Below are 14578 nucleotides of genomic sequence, written 5' to 3'. Positions count from 1 at the left end.
GTGTCTGCGTGTCGTCTCCTGCTGTCGGTTACTGGGTTGCGGACAACCTCGGACGCGTGCTGGGGCCGCTGGCCCTCCAGGCCCTGAGGGAGCTGATCGCCTCCGGGCGGTTGAAGGCGGCGGTGCGGGCCTCGCGGGACGGCAACACCTGGGTGGCCCTCCAGGAGCTGCCCGAGCTGCGCGACTTGTTCGCCACCGCGAGCCCCACACAGTCCGTGGAGCAGCAGCAGGCGGAGCGGCTGCGCACGCAGCTGCGCGGTCTGCAGAACCTGTCGGCTCACGACATCTTCGGCGTCAAGCCGCACTCGAGTCTGGACGAGCTGCGCCTGGCCTACTTCCGCATGGCCAAGCGCTTCACTCCGGACCACATGGCCCCGGACACGCATCCGGAGCTGAAGAAGGTGTCGGCGGAGATCTTCGAGTTCCTCTCGCGGCGCATGCGCGAGGCGGAGGCGCTCTACACGCAGGGCGTGCAGCAGCCCCGGCCCGCGCCGCCCCGGCTCGACTTGAATGGCGCCGCCGCCGCGCCGCCCGTCGTGGCGCCGGTGGCTCCGGTGAGGGCGCCCGCCGCGCCGGTGATGCCGGCCCGTCCTCCGCCGGTGGTGCAGGCGTCCGCGGCGCCCATGCCGGCACGCGCGCCCATCGCGCCCGCTCCCGCGCCGGTGATGCGCACCCATCCGGCGCCTTCACCCATGCCCGCGCAGCGCACGCATACGCTGCCTTCGCAGGCGCCTGCTCCCGCGCCCGCGCCGTCCGTGCGCAAGGCGACGGCGGCGCCCGCGTATTCCGCCGCCGAGTTCGTGGGTCTGGAGCGGCGCTCCGACGACCGCATCCACGCCGACGTACGCGTGTCGATGCAGAACGCGGGCATCTTCACCGACCACCGCATCATCAACCTGTCGTCCGGTGGCCTGTTCATCGCCACGGACAAGCCGCTGCGGCTGGGCACCCAGGTGGAGCTGACGCTGCGCTTCGATGACCCGGCGCGAGTGATGACACTGCGCAGCTCCGTCATCTGGGAGAACTCGCTGGAGGACGGCAAGAATCCGCGTGGCTACGGCCTGCGGCTCAGCCACCTGCGCCCGGAGGAGAAGGAGTTCATCCAGAAGTTCCTCGTCCGCGCGAAGCCCGTGAAGAAGTGAGGCCGGGCGTCGGCCTCGGCTAGAGCATCTGTCCGAGGAACACCGCACCGGTCATCACGAAGGCGGCCATCACCGCCATCACTGCCTTCAACTCCAGGTCATCGCGGCCCATCAGGTTCAGGAAGCTCATTGTCGGTACCTCCGGTGTTGCCCCTCCCCCTTTCCTACGGGGTACGACGAAACCCATTGCACGGAGCCGCGCGAGCCTCGCCGGGAGTCGCTTGCGGAGGCCCGGGGTGCCCCCCAGGATGACGGCCGTGTCCTCCCCCTCTGTTGATTACCGGTTGCTCGAAGGGCTCCCCATTGCCGCCGCCGTGGTCCGCGGCGAGCACCTGCTGCACGTCAATGCCGCGATGGCGGCCCTGTTGGGCGCGCCGGCCGCCGAGCTGCTCGCCACCCCCGTCACCGAGATCATCGCCCGCTTCGTCCCCGAGGAGCGAGGCTGGGTGGAGCCCCTCTACGAGACGTATTCCCGGGGAGGCCCCCGTCCGGAGCAGCCCCGCTGGGTCCGCGTGCGGCGAGCCGACGGCCAGGAGCGCACCCTGAGTGTGCACCACGCACCGGGGCTCGTCCCGGAAGACACCCTGGTGCTGATGCAGGGCGCGGAGGGCGAGGACTCCGTGCGGCGACTCACCGGGGCGCTCGCGACGGCCGCCGCGGAGATGCTGCACTGCCGCAACGAGCAGGCGGTGCTGGAGAAGGCCGTGGACGCCGTGCACCGCCAGGGCTTCTACGTGTCCGTCATGCGCCTGGAGGGGGACATCTTCCGGCACGGCCCCATGCGCCAGGAGGCCGCCAGCGTGGCCGAGGCGGAGAAGCTCTACGGCATGCCCATTGGCGACGTGCGCATTCCCTCCGCCGCTGTGCCGCACTTCCGCGAGGTGCTGCAACAGCGCAAGGCGGCCTTCCACCAGGACATCTTCGCCACGGTGAGCCGCATCCACCCACCGGAGGTGGTGGAGAGCATCCGCAAGCTCTACCCGCCCGAGGCCCAGGGGTTGGACGCCCCCATCATCGTGGACGATGAGCCCTTCGGCATCCTCTCCGTGCAGGGCACCACGCTCACGCCCGCGGGCGCGGGCACGCTGGAGCTCTTCGCGCAGTTGCTGGGCGGCGCGCTGGAGAACGTGCGCCACCACCAGACGCTGGCGGTGCGGCTGGAGGAGGTGTCCCGCCTCCAGGACGAGCTGGTGGCGCGCGAGCGGCTGACGGTGCTGGGCGAGGCCGCGGGCGTGGTCGCCCACGAGGTGCGCAACCCGCTGGGCGCCATCCTCAACGCGGTGGCGGTGCTGCGGCGCGAGGCCCACCTGGGCCCCACCGGACAGGCCGCGGTGGGCATGCTGGAGGAGGAGGTCATCCGGCTGGAGGACATCGTCAAGGACCTGCTCGACGTGGTGCGCCCGCTGGAGCCGCGCCCCCGGCCCGTCCAGGTGGGCGAGCTGGTGCGCCGAGCGCTCGGACAGCTCCACGGTCCGCCGGATGCGCCCACGCTGCGCTTCACCGTGGACGAGGCCCCCGAAACGCCCACCATCGAAGGCGATGAGATGCTGCTCCAGCTCGCGGTGACGCACCTGGTGCGCAACGCGGTGCAGGCGTCCCCCACCGGCGGCCGCGTCCGCATGGCGGTGGAGCCCGCGGACGGCGGCGTGTGCCTGGTGGTGGAGGACGAGGGCCCCGGCATCCCCGACGTGGACCCGCGCCGCATCTTCGAGCCCTTCTTCCTCACCCGCGCCAACGGGCGCGGGCTGGGGCTGGCCATCGTCCGGCGCGTGGTGCTCGCCCACGGGGGGACGGTGCGCGCCACGGCCCGGCCCGGCGGCGGCGCCCGCTTCGAGCTGTGGCTGCCCGACGAGCCGGGCAGCAGGACCTCCGCCAGCATTCCCTGACCGGCGACACGGCCACGAGCGGCGCGGCCCTCACGAACACCGAGCCACCACCGCGACCTACGTGTTCCCCGCCGACCGGGCCTGCCCGGGAGCGGTGGCACTCTCCCCCGCGCCGCGCTTGGGCAGGGTGATGATGAACTCGGTGAACTGCCCCTCCTCGGTGCGCACCTGCAGCTCGCCCTTGTGGCCGTCCACGATGATTTCGCGGCTCAGCGACAGCCCCAGCCCCGTGCCTTCACCAGGCGGCTTGGTGGTGAAGAAGGGCTGGAAGATGCTGGGCAGCACCGAGGCCGGAATCCCCGGCCCGTTGTCGCGGATGCACACCTCCGCGCGCTCACCGAGGTCTCTCGTGCGCACCGTCAGCACCGGCCCCTCCGCGCGGCGCTTCTCGCGCATCGCATAGCAGGCGTTGTTGATGATGTTGATGAACACGCGACTGAGCTGGCGCGCGTTTGCCTCGACGGTGCCGAAGGACGCGTCGTACTGCGCATCCACCCTCATGTTGAAGGACGGGTCCTTGCTGCGGATGCCCTGGTAGACCAGCGTGAGGCTCTCCGCGAGCAGCGCGTTGAGGTCCGTCTCACCCACGGCGCCGCCGGACACCCGCGAGTGCAGCAGCATGCTCTGCACGATGTCGTCCGCGCGCCGGCCGTGCTCGTGAATCTTGCGCGTGTTCTTCCGCAGGTCCCCGAGCAGCTCCGATGCCGTGGTCCACGCGCGCGGGGCCAGCCGCTCCAGGTCCGGCTGGATGGCGGTTTCCAGCTCCGCCACCAGCTCCCCGGCCAGCGCGGAGAAGTTGTTGACGAAGTTGAGCGGGTTCTTGATCTCGTGGGCAATGCCCGCCGTGAGGGCGCCCAGCGACGCGAGCTTCTCCTGCGCCACCAGCTGCCGCTGCGTGTCGCGCAGCCGCGTCAGCGTGTCCCCCAGCTCCTGGTTCTTGTCGCTCAGCTCCGTGGTGCGCGCGGCGACCTTCTGCTCCAGCGTGCGGCTGTACTCCTCGAGCTGCTGGTTGGTGTGCTCCAGCCGCGAGGAGGCCTGCTGCAGGTCCGCGTAGAGCGTGGCGTTGTAGAGGGACAGGGCCGCCTGCGCGGACAGGATGCGCAGCACCTCCAGCCGGTCCTTGGTGAAGGCCCCCGCCGCCAGGTTGTTCTCCAGGTACAGCAGCGCCATCACCTTGCCCTGGTTCGCCAGGGGCAGGCACATCACGCTGCGCGCCCGCGCTCGGGCCACGTAGGGGTCCGCGGTGAACATGCCTTCGCTGGCGGCGTCGTGCTGGACGACGGCCTCGCGCGTGCGCTGCACGTACTGGACGACGGACGCGGGGAACGACTCCGCGGCGTCCCCGGTGCCCGTGGGGACTTCCGCGCTGTCAGCCCGCCGCTCGGCCTGCACGGCGAGCGTCCCGTCCCGCTCGACGATGAGCAGGCCCCGCTGCGCCCCCGCGTTCTCGATGACGATGCGCATCAGGTTGTCGACGACGCGCCCGAGCACGATTTCGCCGGAGATGGCCTGCGCCGCCTTGATGACGGTGGTGAGGTCCAGCTCCGTCGTCTTCGCGGTGGTGGAGATGTGCGTGCTCAGGCCGCCGCTCTCCGAGGCCGGCGCACGGGCCGGCGCCAGCCCCGGGTGCTGCGCGTCCAGCTGCGCCACCTTCGCGCCCGCGCCCCAGCGCAGGTACGCGTAGCGCGCATCCGCCAGGTAGACGGCGGCCAGCTTCGTCCGGCCCAGCTCCAGGTAGAACGCCCCGGCGCGCTCGGCCGCGAGCGCCTCCTCCTGGACGTACGCGTTGCGCACCGACAGCTCGATGGCGCGGTCATACGCCTCCATCGCCTCGGCCACCCGGCCCAGCACCCGGTGCCGCTCGGCCTCCACCAGCCAGACCTTGTTCTCGAAGTTCTCCGGGCACGCGGCGGCCCAGGCCTTGAGCTGCGTCAGGTGGCGCTCGACGGTCTCCAGCGTCTTGTGCCGCGCATCCGCGCCCGCGCCCGCGTAGAGCGCCAGCAGGGCCAGGGACTGGTAGAGGGCCTGGTGGACGACGGTGAGCTGGCCGAGCACCGCGCCCATGTACGGCGCCGCCTGCTCCGCCAGGCTCGCGGCCAGCGGGTAGTCGCCGAACACGTACGCGAGGTTCGTCTTGCACGTGTAGTAGACGCCCAGCAGGGTGAGGCTCTTCACCTCCTGGAAGAGGCGCACGTCGGTGTCCTCGTCGAACTCCGCGCCCACCATCCGCAGGGGCCCCGGCGCCTGGCCGGCGAGGCAGCGCGCCGTCTGCAGGAAGATGGCCACGTGCTTGCCCGGGTACGCGTGCTTCAGCCGCGTCAGCAGCTCGTGGTAGCGCGCGTGCTCGGCGAGGACGTGGTCCAGCGGGTCTCCAACGTAGAAGACCATCGCGGCGAAGTTGTCCGCCGCGTAGCCCACGTATTCGTGGTCCCCGCTCTCCAGCGCGGCCTGCACCGCGTCCACCGACAGCGGCACCGTCTGGCGCGCGGGGAACTTCCAGTGCCGCACGAACAGGCCGAGCAGCGTGTACACCTTGGCACGCAACTCGCGAGCGTTGAGCTTGTCGAGCAGCGTCAGCGCCAGGTCGCCGTAGGCATTGCCCGCGGCCGCGTCGCCCACCGCGCCCGCGAGGATGACGCCGTAGATGACGAAGGCGTACGGCGACGCGCGCGAGTTGCCGTAGAGCAGGCAGTGCCGGACGAGCTCGCAGGCCACGAGGGGGAACGACATCGGGTTCGCGATGTACGTGGGCGCCGCGAGCAGCACGAGCATCCGCACCGTCGCCAGCTTCTCCGGGTCCGTCATCTCCGGCAGGTTGGCCAGGTCGGCGATGCTGCGGCCACCAATCAGCCCCGCCGTCTGCCCCAGGGCCGCGCCCACGCGCGCCATGTCCACGGCCTCCGGCGGCGGCATCTCCACGCCCAGCAGCTTCAGGGCCTCCGTGGCGACGCGGATGGTGTCCTCGTACTCGGTGCGCGCGGTGTGGAAGAGGACGCGGCTCTCGTAGACGCGCACCTTCTCCAGCAGCGTCCGCGCGTGCGCCAGCGACAGGATGCTCAGCTCTCGCGCGCGCTCGAAGTTGCCGTTGAGGTACTCCTCCTCGGTCGCCTCCAGGTGGAGCGCCATGGCCAGCTCGTACTCGTCGTCCCACGCTCCGGGCGGCAGCAGGGCCAGCGCCGCCGTCAGGTGTCGCAGCGCCGGCTCGTGGGCGGTGGACGCCTTGGCCTTGCGCGCCGCGCGGAGGTTGAGGCGGGCCAGCGCGTAGCGCTCCGGCACCGACACGATGAGTCCGCTGCCCAGGTTGAGCTGGTGGACGAGGTCGAAGATGCGCTCGTCCAGCATGTCCTCCGGCGTGGCCTTCAGCAGCAGCCGGCCAACCTCCAGGTGGACCGACTGGCGCGAGTCCTCGCTGATGAGCGAATACGCCGCCTGCTGCACGCGGTCATGGAGGAACCGGTACGACACGTCGGGCACCTCGGTGGCGCCCACGTCCAGGCTCGCCGGCTGCGCGAGCTGGTAGGACTCGTCCACGGGCACCAGCAGGCCATGCGTGAGGGCCTCCCAGACGCCGGAGGCCGTCTCGTAGAACGACGCCCCGCCCACGGTGCACAGCGTGCGCAAATCGAAGGTGCTGCCGATGCACGCCGCCAGCTGCAGCACGTGCTGTCCCAGGACGCCCAGCTTGCGAATCCGGCCGGTGAGCAGCTCCACCACGTTGTCGGTGATGCTGCGGTTGCGAATCTCCGCCAGGTCCCAGCGCCAGGTGCGGGACGCCGCGTCGAACGCGATGAGCCCGTCCTCGTACAGCTCGCGCAGGAACTGCCCGAGGAAGAAGGGGTTGCCGTCCGTCTTCTCCAGCGCGAGCTGCGCCAGCGTCAGCGAGCGCTCGGGGCCGCACTTGAGGGTGTCTCCCAGCAGCTCGGCGATGTGCTCCAGGCGCAGCGGCGTGAGGGTGAGCGTGCGAGTCACCGCCCCCGCCTTGTCGAGCGCCTCCAGCGCCAGCACCAGCGGGTGCGTGCTGGACACCTCGTTGTCGCGGTAGGCGCCGATGACGAGCAGGTGCTGCGCGGCGGCGTCGCTGACCAGCAACTGCAGCAGCTTGAGCGAGGGCGCGTCCGCCCACTGCAGGTCGTCCAGGAAGATGACCAGCGGGTGCTCCGCGGCGGCGAAGGCCTGGACGAAGCTCTGGAAGACGAAGTTGAAGCGGTGCTGCGCCTCGGCGGGCGGCAGCTCCTCGGCGGGGGGCTGCTCGCCGAGGATGAGCTCCACCTCGCGGATGACGCCGGTGATGACGCTGCCGTTGGGCCCGAGCGCCGCGCGCAGCCGCTCGCGCCACGCCTGGAGCCGCGCCTCCGGCTCGGACAGGAGCTGACGCACGAGCCCCTGGAAGGCCTGGATGAGCGAGTGGTACGGGATGTCGCGCTGGAGCTGGTCGAACTTGCCGGAGATGAAGTAGCCCCGCTTCTCGACAATGGGCCGGTGCACCTCGTGGACGAGCGCGCTCTTGCCCACGCCGGAGTAGCCCGCGACGAGCAGCATCTCCGCGCGGCCGGACGCCACGCGCTCGAACGTGGACATCAGGACGGCGGCCTCCTCCTTGCGCCCGTAGAGCCGCTGCGGAATCTGGAACTTGTCCGAGCGGTCCTGCGTGCCCAGCTCGAAGGACGGCACCGTGCCCTGGGCGCGCAGGCGCGCCACGCAGGTGTCCAGGTCCGCCTGGAGCCCGTGCCCGCTCTGGTAACGGTGCTCCGGGTCCTTCGCCAGCAGCTTGAGGACGATGTCCGAGACGGCGGGAGGAATCTCGGGCCGCCGCACGTGCGGGGGGATGGGCGCGCGGGCGATGTGCGCGTGCACCAGTTCCACCGCGTCGCTGCCCACGAAGGGCGGCTCGCCCACGAGCAATTCGTAGAGCGTGGCGCCGAGCGAATAGAAGTCGGCCCGGTAGTCCACGGCGCGGCTCATCCGTCCGGTCTGCTCCGGGGAGAGATAGCCGAGCGTGCCCTCCAGGACGTTGAGGTTGCGCAGCGACGAGGTCTCCCGCGACAGCGCCGCGGCGATGCCGAAGTCGATGAGCTTCACGTCCCGGCGCTCGGGGTGGATGACGATGTTCGCCGGGTTGATGTCCTTGTGGATGATGTTGCGCTGGTGGACGCCGGCCAGCGCGCCCGCGATGCGCGAGGCGAGGACGAGCACCTCCTCCAGCTCCAGGCGCGTGCGCGCGAGGAAGCTCTTGAGGGCGATGGCGCCCGAGTCCTCCATCACGATGGCCAGCCGCGTGGGACTGCGCTCGAAGGCCTGGGGCGTGACGGCGCTCTCGCGGTCCAGGCTCCGGCCAATCTCGTACTCGCGCTTGAAGCGGGCGGCCTCCTCGGGCCCCGGGCGCTCGGTGCGGAGCATCTTCACGATGACGGCGACGCCGTCGGCCTGGCGGCGGCCTCGGTAGACGAGTGAACGCGGGCTCTCGTGAATCTTCTGGCTGAGCTCGTATCCCGGAATTTCCAGCAACATGAGGCCGTGCTCCATGGGCGCGCGAACGCGGGGCGACCACATCCTAGACGACACCCTGGATTCTCGAAGGGCCTGGCAGGACGCCACCATGCTAGAAGGGCGCGCAACCGTGGCCAGGGAGGCGAGGACCATTCGGACGGCATCGACGCGGCCGGGCGGTGAGCGCAGGAAGGTGGCCGTGCTGGGTGGAGGCATCGCCGCGCTCTCGGCGGCCTATGAGCTGACGGACACCCCCGGGCTGCGCGAGCGCTTCGACGTCACCGTCTACCAGGCAGGCTTCCGCCTGGGGGGAAAGGGAGCGAGCGGGTGCAACCGCCGGCGCGCCCACCGCATCGAGGAGCACGGACTCCACGTCTGGATGGGCTTCTACGACAACGCCTTCCGGCTGATGCGGCGCTGCTACGCGGAGCTGGGCCGCGCGCCCTCGGAGCCGCTCGCCGCGTGGCACGACGCCTTCAAGCCGCACGACTTCATCGCCTGGGAGGAGGAGGTCGGCGGCGGCTGGCGGCACTGGCCCGGCCCCTTCAAGCCCCGGCCCGGCCTGCCCGGGGACGGCTTCGAGGTGGAGTCCCCCTGGGAGTACGTGCAGGCGCTCATCCCCCGCGTGCTGGGCGTCTGGTACCACATGAAGCAGGCGCCCTCGCTGAAGCGGTACGTGCGGGGGGCGCTCCTCGAGGCGGCGGTCGTCTCGCTCAACCTCGCCAGCCGGGTGATGGCCGCGCCGGGCGACGCGCTCCTGGAGCCGCTGCGCGTGCTCCGGGCCCGCCTCTTCGAGGCCCTGCGCGAGCCGCTCGAGCAGGACGACGAGGCGCGCCGCTTCTGGATTGGCACGGACCTCGTCTATGCGCTGACGGTGGGCATGATTGCCGACCGGGTGGTGACGGAGGGTTTCGACGCCATCGACGGGTATGACCTCCGCGACTGGCTGCGGCGCCACGGCGCGTCCGAGCTGACGCTGCGCTCGGGGCTCATCCGCTCGCTGTACGACTTCGTCTTCGCGTACGACGGCGGAGACGCCGCGCGGCCCAGCCTCGGCGCCGGCACCATGCTGCGGGTGACGCTGCGCATGCTGTTCTCCTACCGCGGCTCCATCTTCTACAAGATGCAGGCGGGCATGGGCGAGGCGGTCTTCGCCCCGCTCTACGAGGTGCTCCGGCGCCGCGGCGTGCGCTTCGAGTTCTTCCGGCGCGTGGACCACGTCGGCCTGGCGGCGGACGGGCGCACCGTCGACACCCTCGACATCGCCCACCAGGCCACGGTGGCCAGCGGCGACTACCGGCCCCTCATCGACGTGGACGGCCTGCCCTGCTGGCCCTCCGAGCCGCTCCACGAGCAGCTCGTCGAGGGCCCGGAGCTGGAGGCGCGCGGCATCGACCTGGAGTCGTGGTGGACGCCGTGGAAGGACGTGGGGCGTGAGCAACTCCGGCGCGGCGAGCACTTCGACGACGTGGTGCTGGGCCTGCCCGTCAGCGTGCTGCCGGAGGTCTGCGGCGAGCTCATCTCCGCGCGGGACACGTGGCGGCGCATGGTGGAGCACGTGCGCACGGTGCCGACGCAAGCCATGCAGCTGTGGCTGCGGCCCGGCCTGGAGGGGCTCGGCTGGTCGCACCCACCGCCCGTGCTGACGGCGTACGCCTTTCCGTTCAGCACCTGGGCCGACTTCTCGCATCTGCTCCCGCGCGAGGCGTGGACGGGTGACGTCCCCCGCTCGCTCGCCTATCTCTGCGGCCCGCTCCCCGGACACGAGACGCCGCCTCCGAAGGACGACCACGGCTACCCGGAGCGGGCAGCTGCCGAGGCAAAGCGCGACAGCCTGGACTGGCTGGCCCGTCACGCCGGCCACCTCTGGCCCGCCGCCACGGATGCGGCGGCGCCGCACGGCCTGGACCTGTCGCTGCTGTGCGGCGAGGGCGAGGGAGCGCAGCGCTTCGACGGCCAGTACTGGCGCGCCAACGTCAACCCGAGCGACCGCTACGTGCTCGCCGTGCCGGGCAGCGCGCGACACCGGCTGCGCGCCGACGCGTCGGGGTTCGACAACCTGTGGCTCGCGGGGGACTGGGTGCGCACGGGGCTGAATCTGGGATGCATCGAGTCGGCCGTGATGGCCGGCATGCAGGCAGCGCGCGCGCTGTCCGGGCATCCGATTGAAGTGGACGGAGAATCAGACTTCCCGGCCCGTCAGGGTGACGGCGTCCGGGCCAGCGCGGGAGGCAACACATGAGCAAGCGGTTCGATGTGGCCATCATCGGGTCGGGCATTTCTGGGACGCTGCTCGCGGTGGTCCTGGCGCGGCACGGCGTGCGCGTGGCCATCGTCGAGAAGGGCACGCACCCGCGCTTCGCCGTCGGTGAGTCGACGGTGCCGGAGACCACGTTCCTCCTGGAGGTGCTCGCCCGGCGCTACGACGTCCCGGAGTTGAGCCACCTGCGCAACCACCAGGCCATCCGCCGCCACGTCACCTCCGCGTGTGGAATCAAGCGGGGCTTCTCCTTCGTGTACCACCGCGAGGGCGAGCCGCAGCGCCCCGCCGAGAGCACGCAGTTCCCCACCTGGGGGCCCCCCTTCGGTCCGGACGTCCACCTGTTCCGCCAGGACACGGACGCGTACCTCCTCGCCGTCGCGGTGCGCTACGGCGCCGCCGCGTTCCAGGGCCGCGAAATCAAGACCGTCGAGTTCGACGAGGGCGGCGTGCGCCTCGCCCTGGACCGGGGCGAGGAACTGCTCGCCGACTTCGTGGTGGATGCCGCCGGACATGCCTCGCCGCTCGCCCGGCAGCTCGGGCTTCGGCAGACGCCGTGTCCCTTGCAGACGCGCACGCGCACCCTCTTCACGCACATGGTCAACGTGCCCGCGTACGACAGCATCGGCCCGAGCGCGCGCGAGCGCGGCCTCGCCTATCCCTTCGCGGAAGGGACGCTGCACCACCTGTTCCCCGGCGGCTGGTTCTGGGTGATTCCGTTCGACAACCACTCCAGCTCCACCAACCCGCTGTGCAGCGTGGGGCTGAGCCTGGACGTGGACCGCTACCCGCGCCCGGAGGGCGTGTCCGCGGAGGACGAGTTCTGGAAGTTCGTCCGGAAGTTCCCCAGCGTCCAGGCGCACCTGGGCGGGGCGCGAGCGGCGCGCGAGTGGGTGGCCACCGGGCGCGCCCAGTACTCGGCCGAGCGCGTGGTGGGAGAGCGCTTCTTCCTCATGCCCCACTCGCTGGGCTTCGTGGACGCGCTCTTCTCCAGCGGGCTGTCGCTGACGGCGTCCGCGGTCAACGGGCTCGGCTGGCGGCTCATCCAGGCGGTGCGCGAGCGCGACTACCGCGTGGAGCGCTTCGCCCCGCTGGAGGCCATCATGAAGAAGGGCCTCCTGCACCATGACCGGATGGTGGCCACGTCGTACACGGCGATGAGCGACTTCGCGCTCTGGAACGCGTGGCACCGGGTGTGGATGCTGGGCAGCACCTTCGGCGCGACGGGGCACGTGGAAATCCTGTCCCGGTACGAGAATGACGGGGACCCGGCCCACTTCGACCGCTTCGACCAGGCGCCCCACCGCGGCACGCAGTCCACCGACGTGCCGGAGTTCATGGCGCTGTTCCGGAGCGCGTCGGCGGAGGTGGACGCGTTTCGCGAGGGCACCCGCACCGCGGACGAGGCGGCGCGCAACATCTTCACGCTCCTGAAGGACTCGGGCCTCTGTCCGCCGCACTGGCGGCTCACCGACCCGGAGCGCCGGTGCCCCACCACCTTCACGCTGCTGCCGCTCGCGCGCCTGGCGGCGTGGGGCTACTTCGGTGGGCCGGCCTCGGTGCGGAAGAACTTCGATTTGCGCGGGCGGGTGCTGCCGCTGTTCGCCATGCTCGCGCGGGACGTGCGCACCGAGGCGGGGCGCTCGGCGGGGCTGGTGGCGCGCCTGGTCAAGGACGCGCTCACCAGCTGAGGTGCCGTGACTACGGGACGTTGCCGCCCAGGCCCTGCCGGGGCGGCAGCTCCCAGGCCTTGCGCAGGTGCTCCGGAAGCTCGTACGGCGGCCGGTCATTGGTGGGCGTCCGCTCCTCGAGCTTCAGCACGAACTGCTTGCCCATGTGGCGCAGCATCTCCTCCGGCGTCGGGGGGCCGTTGGAGGGCCCCGTCGGTCCGCCCCTGCGCAGCTTCTCCTTCAGGTTCTCCCGGACGGCCTCCAGCGGGTGTCCGGAGTCGCGCGGGCTCGGCCTCACCCGTTCCACGAGCACGTGGGTGACGAGCGCTCCGGCCCGCCACGCCAGCTCGTCGATGGCCCGCGTGACGAAGCCCGGCACCGGAATGGGCAGGTGCTCGTTGACCGTCACCGCGACGTTCGCCACGACGTTGGCCCCCTTGTTCAGCAGCATCCAGAGGTCGACGCCCACCTGGATGATGCGGTCGACGGGCTCCTCCGGCGGCACCCCGAGGACCTCCGCCGTGTGCGGGCCCATGAAGAAGCGCATCAGCGTGTGCTCGATGTGCTGCGCCAGGTGCTCGGGCGGGATGATCTGCTGCATCACCGGCGAGAGGGCCGCGTTCAGCTGCCGGCCCTCGTCGGACGGGGCCTGCTGGTGGGCCTGGAGGCGCTCGTACATGAACTCCGCGTCGTCCCACGTGGTCGCGCACAGCTCCGGGGGGATGCCCAGGTAGTGGCCCAGCACGTTCCAGCAGTGCAGGTACGCCGCGTCCTCGTCGCGGGAGAGGGACACCCCCAGCCGCTTCCACGAGCGCAGCACGACGTAGGAGAAGGCCAGCAGCGTGAAGGCGTTGTCCTCCTGGTTGACGGGCACCCCGAACTGCTTCGCGTCCCACTGGCTGTTCAGCATCTCGTCGGCGAGCGAGAGCGGGGACTTCGGCGGCCGCGGCGGCTCGTGGAGGATGAGGTAGCGCATCGTCGCATGGAGCAGCCGCGTCTTGACGGCGGTGAGCGCGGCCCTGCCCGTCCTGGGCTCGAGCGCGCCCGGCGTCATCACGTCGATGAGCATCTTCGCCGTCTCGTAGACTCGCCGGACGGCGTGGTCCTTGAGCTTCTGCGTGTGCCAGAGCACGAGCGCGCCGTTCTTGTGCGAGTAGCACTCGGGGAGCGACGCGCACAGCAGGGCGGCCAGCGCCATGGGCCCATGCCGCACGAACAGCTCCTGCCCCTGCTCGATGCGCTTCGGGTCGGCCCAGGTGGGCAGGACGGCATGCCGGTCCAGGAACTCCTGCAGCGCGGCCGACTGCTCCGGCTGGGGCCGGAGGCTCTGCCGGGCATGGTCCACGCTGGGCCAGGGGCTGCGGCCCAGGCTCAGCATGAAGGTGCTCGCCGCCTCGGCGGCCTTCTCCCGGCCGTTGTGCTCCACGAAGCGCCGCACGGCCTCGTCGGCCTCCGGGTCGCCGACCTGCCGCAGTTTGTTGAGGAGCCTGAAGCTGCTGTCCGCCCACGTCTTCCGGTCGCTGAGGCCCGGCGTCACCTGAGTCATGCAGCGGACAGAAATAGAAAGGCCCGGAGCCGTCAAGGGAGGCTCCCCTGCCCCCCGGGGAGTCAGCCGTGATTCCGTTGCCGAGCCTCCATTGCCTGAATATACAGGCAATATGGAGCCCGCGTCCCCCGAGAGCCCGATTCCGACGACCTGCATGTGCGAGACGCTTCGCCGTGCCGCACGCATGGTGACGCGGATGTACGACGACGCCCTGAGGCCGGTGAACCTGCGGACGACGCAGTTCTCCGTCCTGGCCCACCTCAACGGAAGCGAAGGCGTGCGGGTGAGAGACCTGGCGTCAGGGCTCCAGCTCGAGGAGACGACGCTGACGCGCAACCTGCGCCTGCTGGAACAGGAGGGCTGGGTCGCTACCCGAGCCGGCAAGGACCGGCGCGAGAAGCACATCACCATCACCAAGGCCGGACAGGAGGTCCTCGCGAAGGCGGTGCCCCGCTGGCGCGCCGTCCAGGAGCGCCTCCAGCAGCGCGTCGCCACGACGACCTGGGACGCGGCGTTCCGCACCCTGCCGAAGCTGGCCGCGGGCGCCGCGCCAGACTGACTCACGACACCCGAGGGCGGCCGGGCCC

7 protein-coding genes are annotated in these 14578 nt (G+C 71.2%); 5 read left to right on the top strand and 2 right to left on the bottom strand.

Features of this window, described 5'->3' with window-relative positions; translation table 11 throughout:
* Positions 1 to 8: 8 nt before the first annotated feature.
* Positions 9 to 1142, top strand: coding sequence for a TIGR02266 family protein (locus G4D86_RS32815; protein ID WP_240360596.1), 1134 nt, complete (start codon positions 9 to 11; stop codon positions 1140 to 1142).
* A gap of 248 nt (positions 1143 to 1390) precedes the next feature.
* Entirely contained in the window at positions 1391 to 3028 is a 1638-nt protein-coding gene (locus tag G4D86_RS32810; RefSeq protein WP_163998033.1) for a sensor histidine kinase, read from the top strand.
* 57 nt (positions 3029 to 3085) lie between these two features.
* Here the strand turns inward: G4D86_RS32810 and G4D86_RS32805 are convergent, their stop codons facing one another.
* Complete coding sequence (locus G4D86_RS32805; protein WP_163998032.1) at positions 3086 to 8536, bottom strand: trifunctional serine/threonine-protein kinase/ATP-binding protein/sensor histidine kinase; 5451 nt, start codon at positions 8534 to 8536, stop codon at positions 3086 to 3088.
* A 178-nt stretch (positions 8537 to 8714) separates the two neighbouring features.
* Between G4D86_RS32805 and G4D86_RS32800 the strand changes: the two genes are divergently transcribed.
* On the top strand, positions 8715 to 10757 hold the full coding sequence (locus G4D86_RS32800) for an FAD-dependent oxidoreductase (RefSeq protein ID WP_163998031.1): 2043 nt from the start codon (positions 8715 to 8717) through the stop codon (positions 10755 to 10757).
* Positions 10754 to 12466: an NAD(P)/FAD-dependent oxidoreductase gene (locus G4D86_RS32795; RefSeq protein ID WP_163998030.1), complete on the top strand. Its 1713-nt coding sequence runs from the start codon at positions 10754 to 10756 to the stop codon at positions 12464 to 12466. Before G4D86_RS32800 ends, G4D86_RS32795 begins: the two co-directional genes overlap by 4 nt.
* Positions 12467 to 12476: 10 nt before the next feature.
* Here the strand turns inward: G4D86_RS32795 and G4D86_RS32790 are convergent, their stop codons facing one another.
* Positions 12477 to 13991, bottom strand: coding sequence for an oxygenase MpaB family protein (locus tag G4D86_RS32790; protein ID WP_163998029.1), 1515 nt, complete (start codon positions 13989 to 13991; stop codon positions 12477 to 12479).
* A gap of 196 nt (positions 13992 to 14187) precedes the next feature.
* Here G4D86_RS32790 and G4D86_RS32785 point away from each other — a divergent pair, with 196 nt between their 5' ends.
* A complete protein-coding gene (locus G4D86_RS32785; protein WP_163998028.1) occupies positions 14188 to 14550 on the top strand; it encodes a MarR family winged helix-turn-helix transcriptional regulator in 363 nt (120 codons plus the stop codon).
* The last annotated feature ends 28 nt before the right edge of the window (positions 14551 to 14578 follow it).

The sequence above is a fragment of the Pyxidicoccus caerfyrddinensis genome (genome assembly GCF_010894405.1).
In the GTDB taxonomy this organism is placed as follows: domain Bacteria; phylum Myxococcota; class Myxococcia; order Myxococcales; family Myxococcaceae; genus Myxococcus; species Myxococcus caerfyrddinensis.
The sequence above is the reverse complement of the archived record's forward strand: the minus strand, read 5'-3'. Positions and strand labels throughout refer to the sequence as shown.

Excerpts from the sequence above, each read along its gene's own strand:
- G4D86_RS32810 (WP_163998033.1), top strand. The coding sequence starts at position 1,391 with ATGACGGCCGTGTCCTCCCCCTCTGTTGATTACCGGTTGCTCGAAGGG.
- G4D86_RS32805 (WP_163998032.1), bottom strand. The coding sequence starts at position 8,536 with ATGTTGCTGGAAATTCCGGGATACGAGCTCAGCCAGAAGATTCACGAG.
- G4D86_RS32795 (WP_163998030.1), top strand. The coding sequence starts at position 10,754 with ATGAGCAAGCGGTTCGATGTGGCCATCATCGGGTCGGGCATTTCTGGG.
- G4D86_RS32790 (WP_163998029.1), bottom strand. The coding sequence starts at position 13,991 with ATGACTCAGGTGACGCCGGGCCTCAGCGACCGGAAGACGTGGGCGGAC.
- G4D86_RS32785 (WP_163998028.1), top strand. The coding sequence starts at position 14,188 with ATGTACGACGACGCCCTGAGGCCGGTGAACCTGCGGACGACGCAGTTC.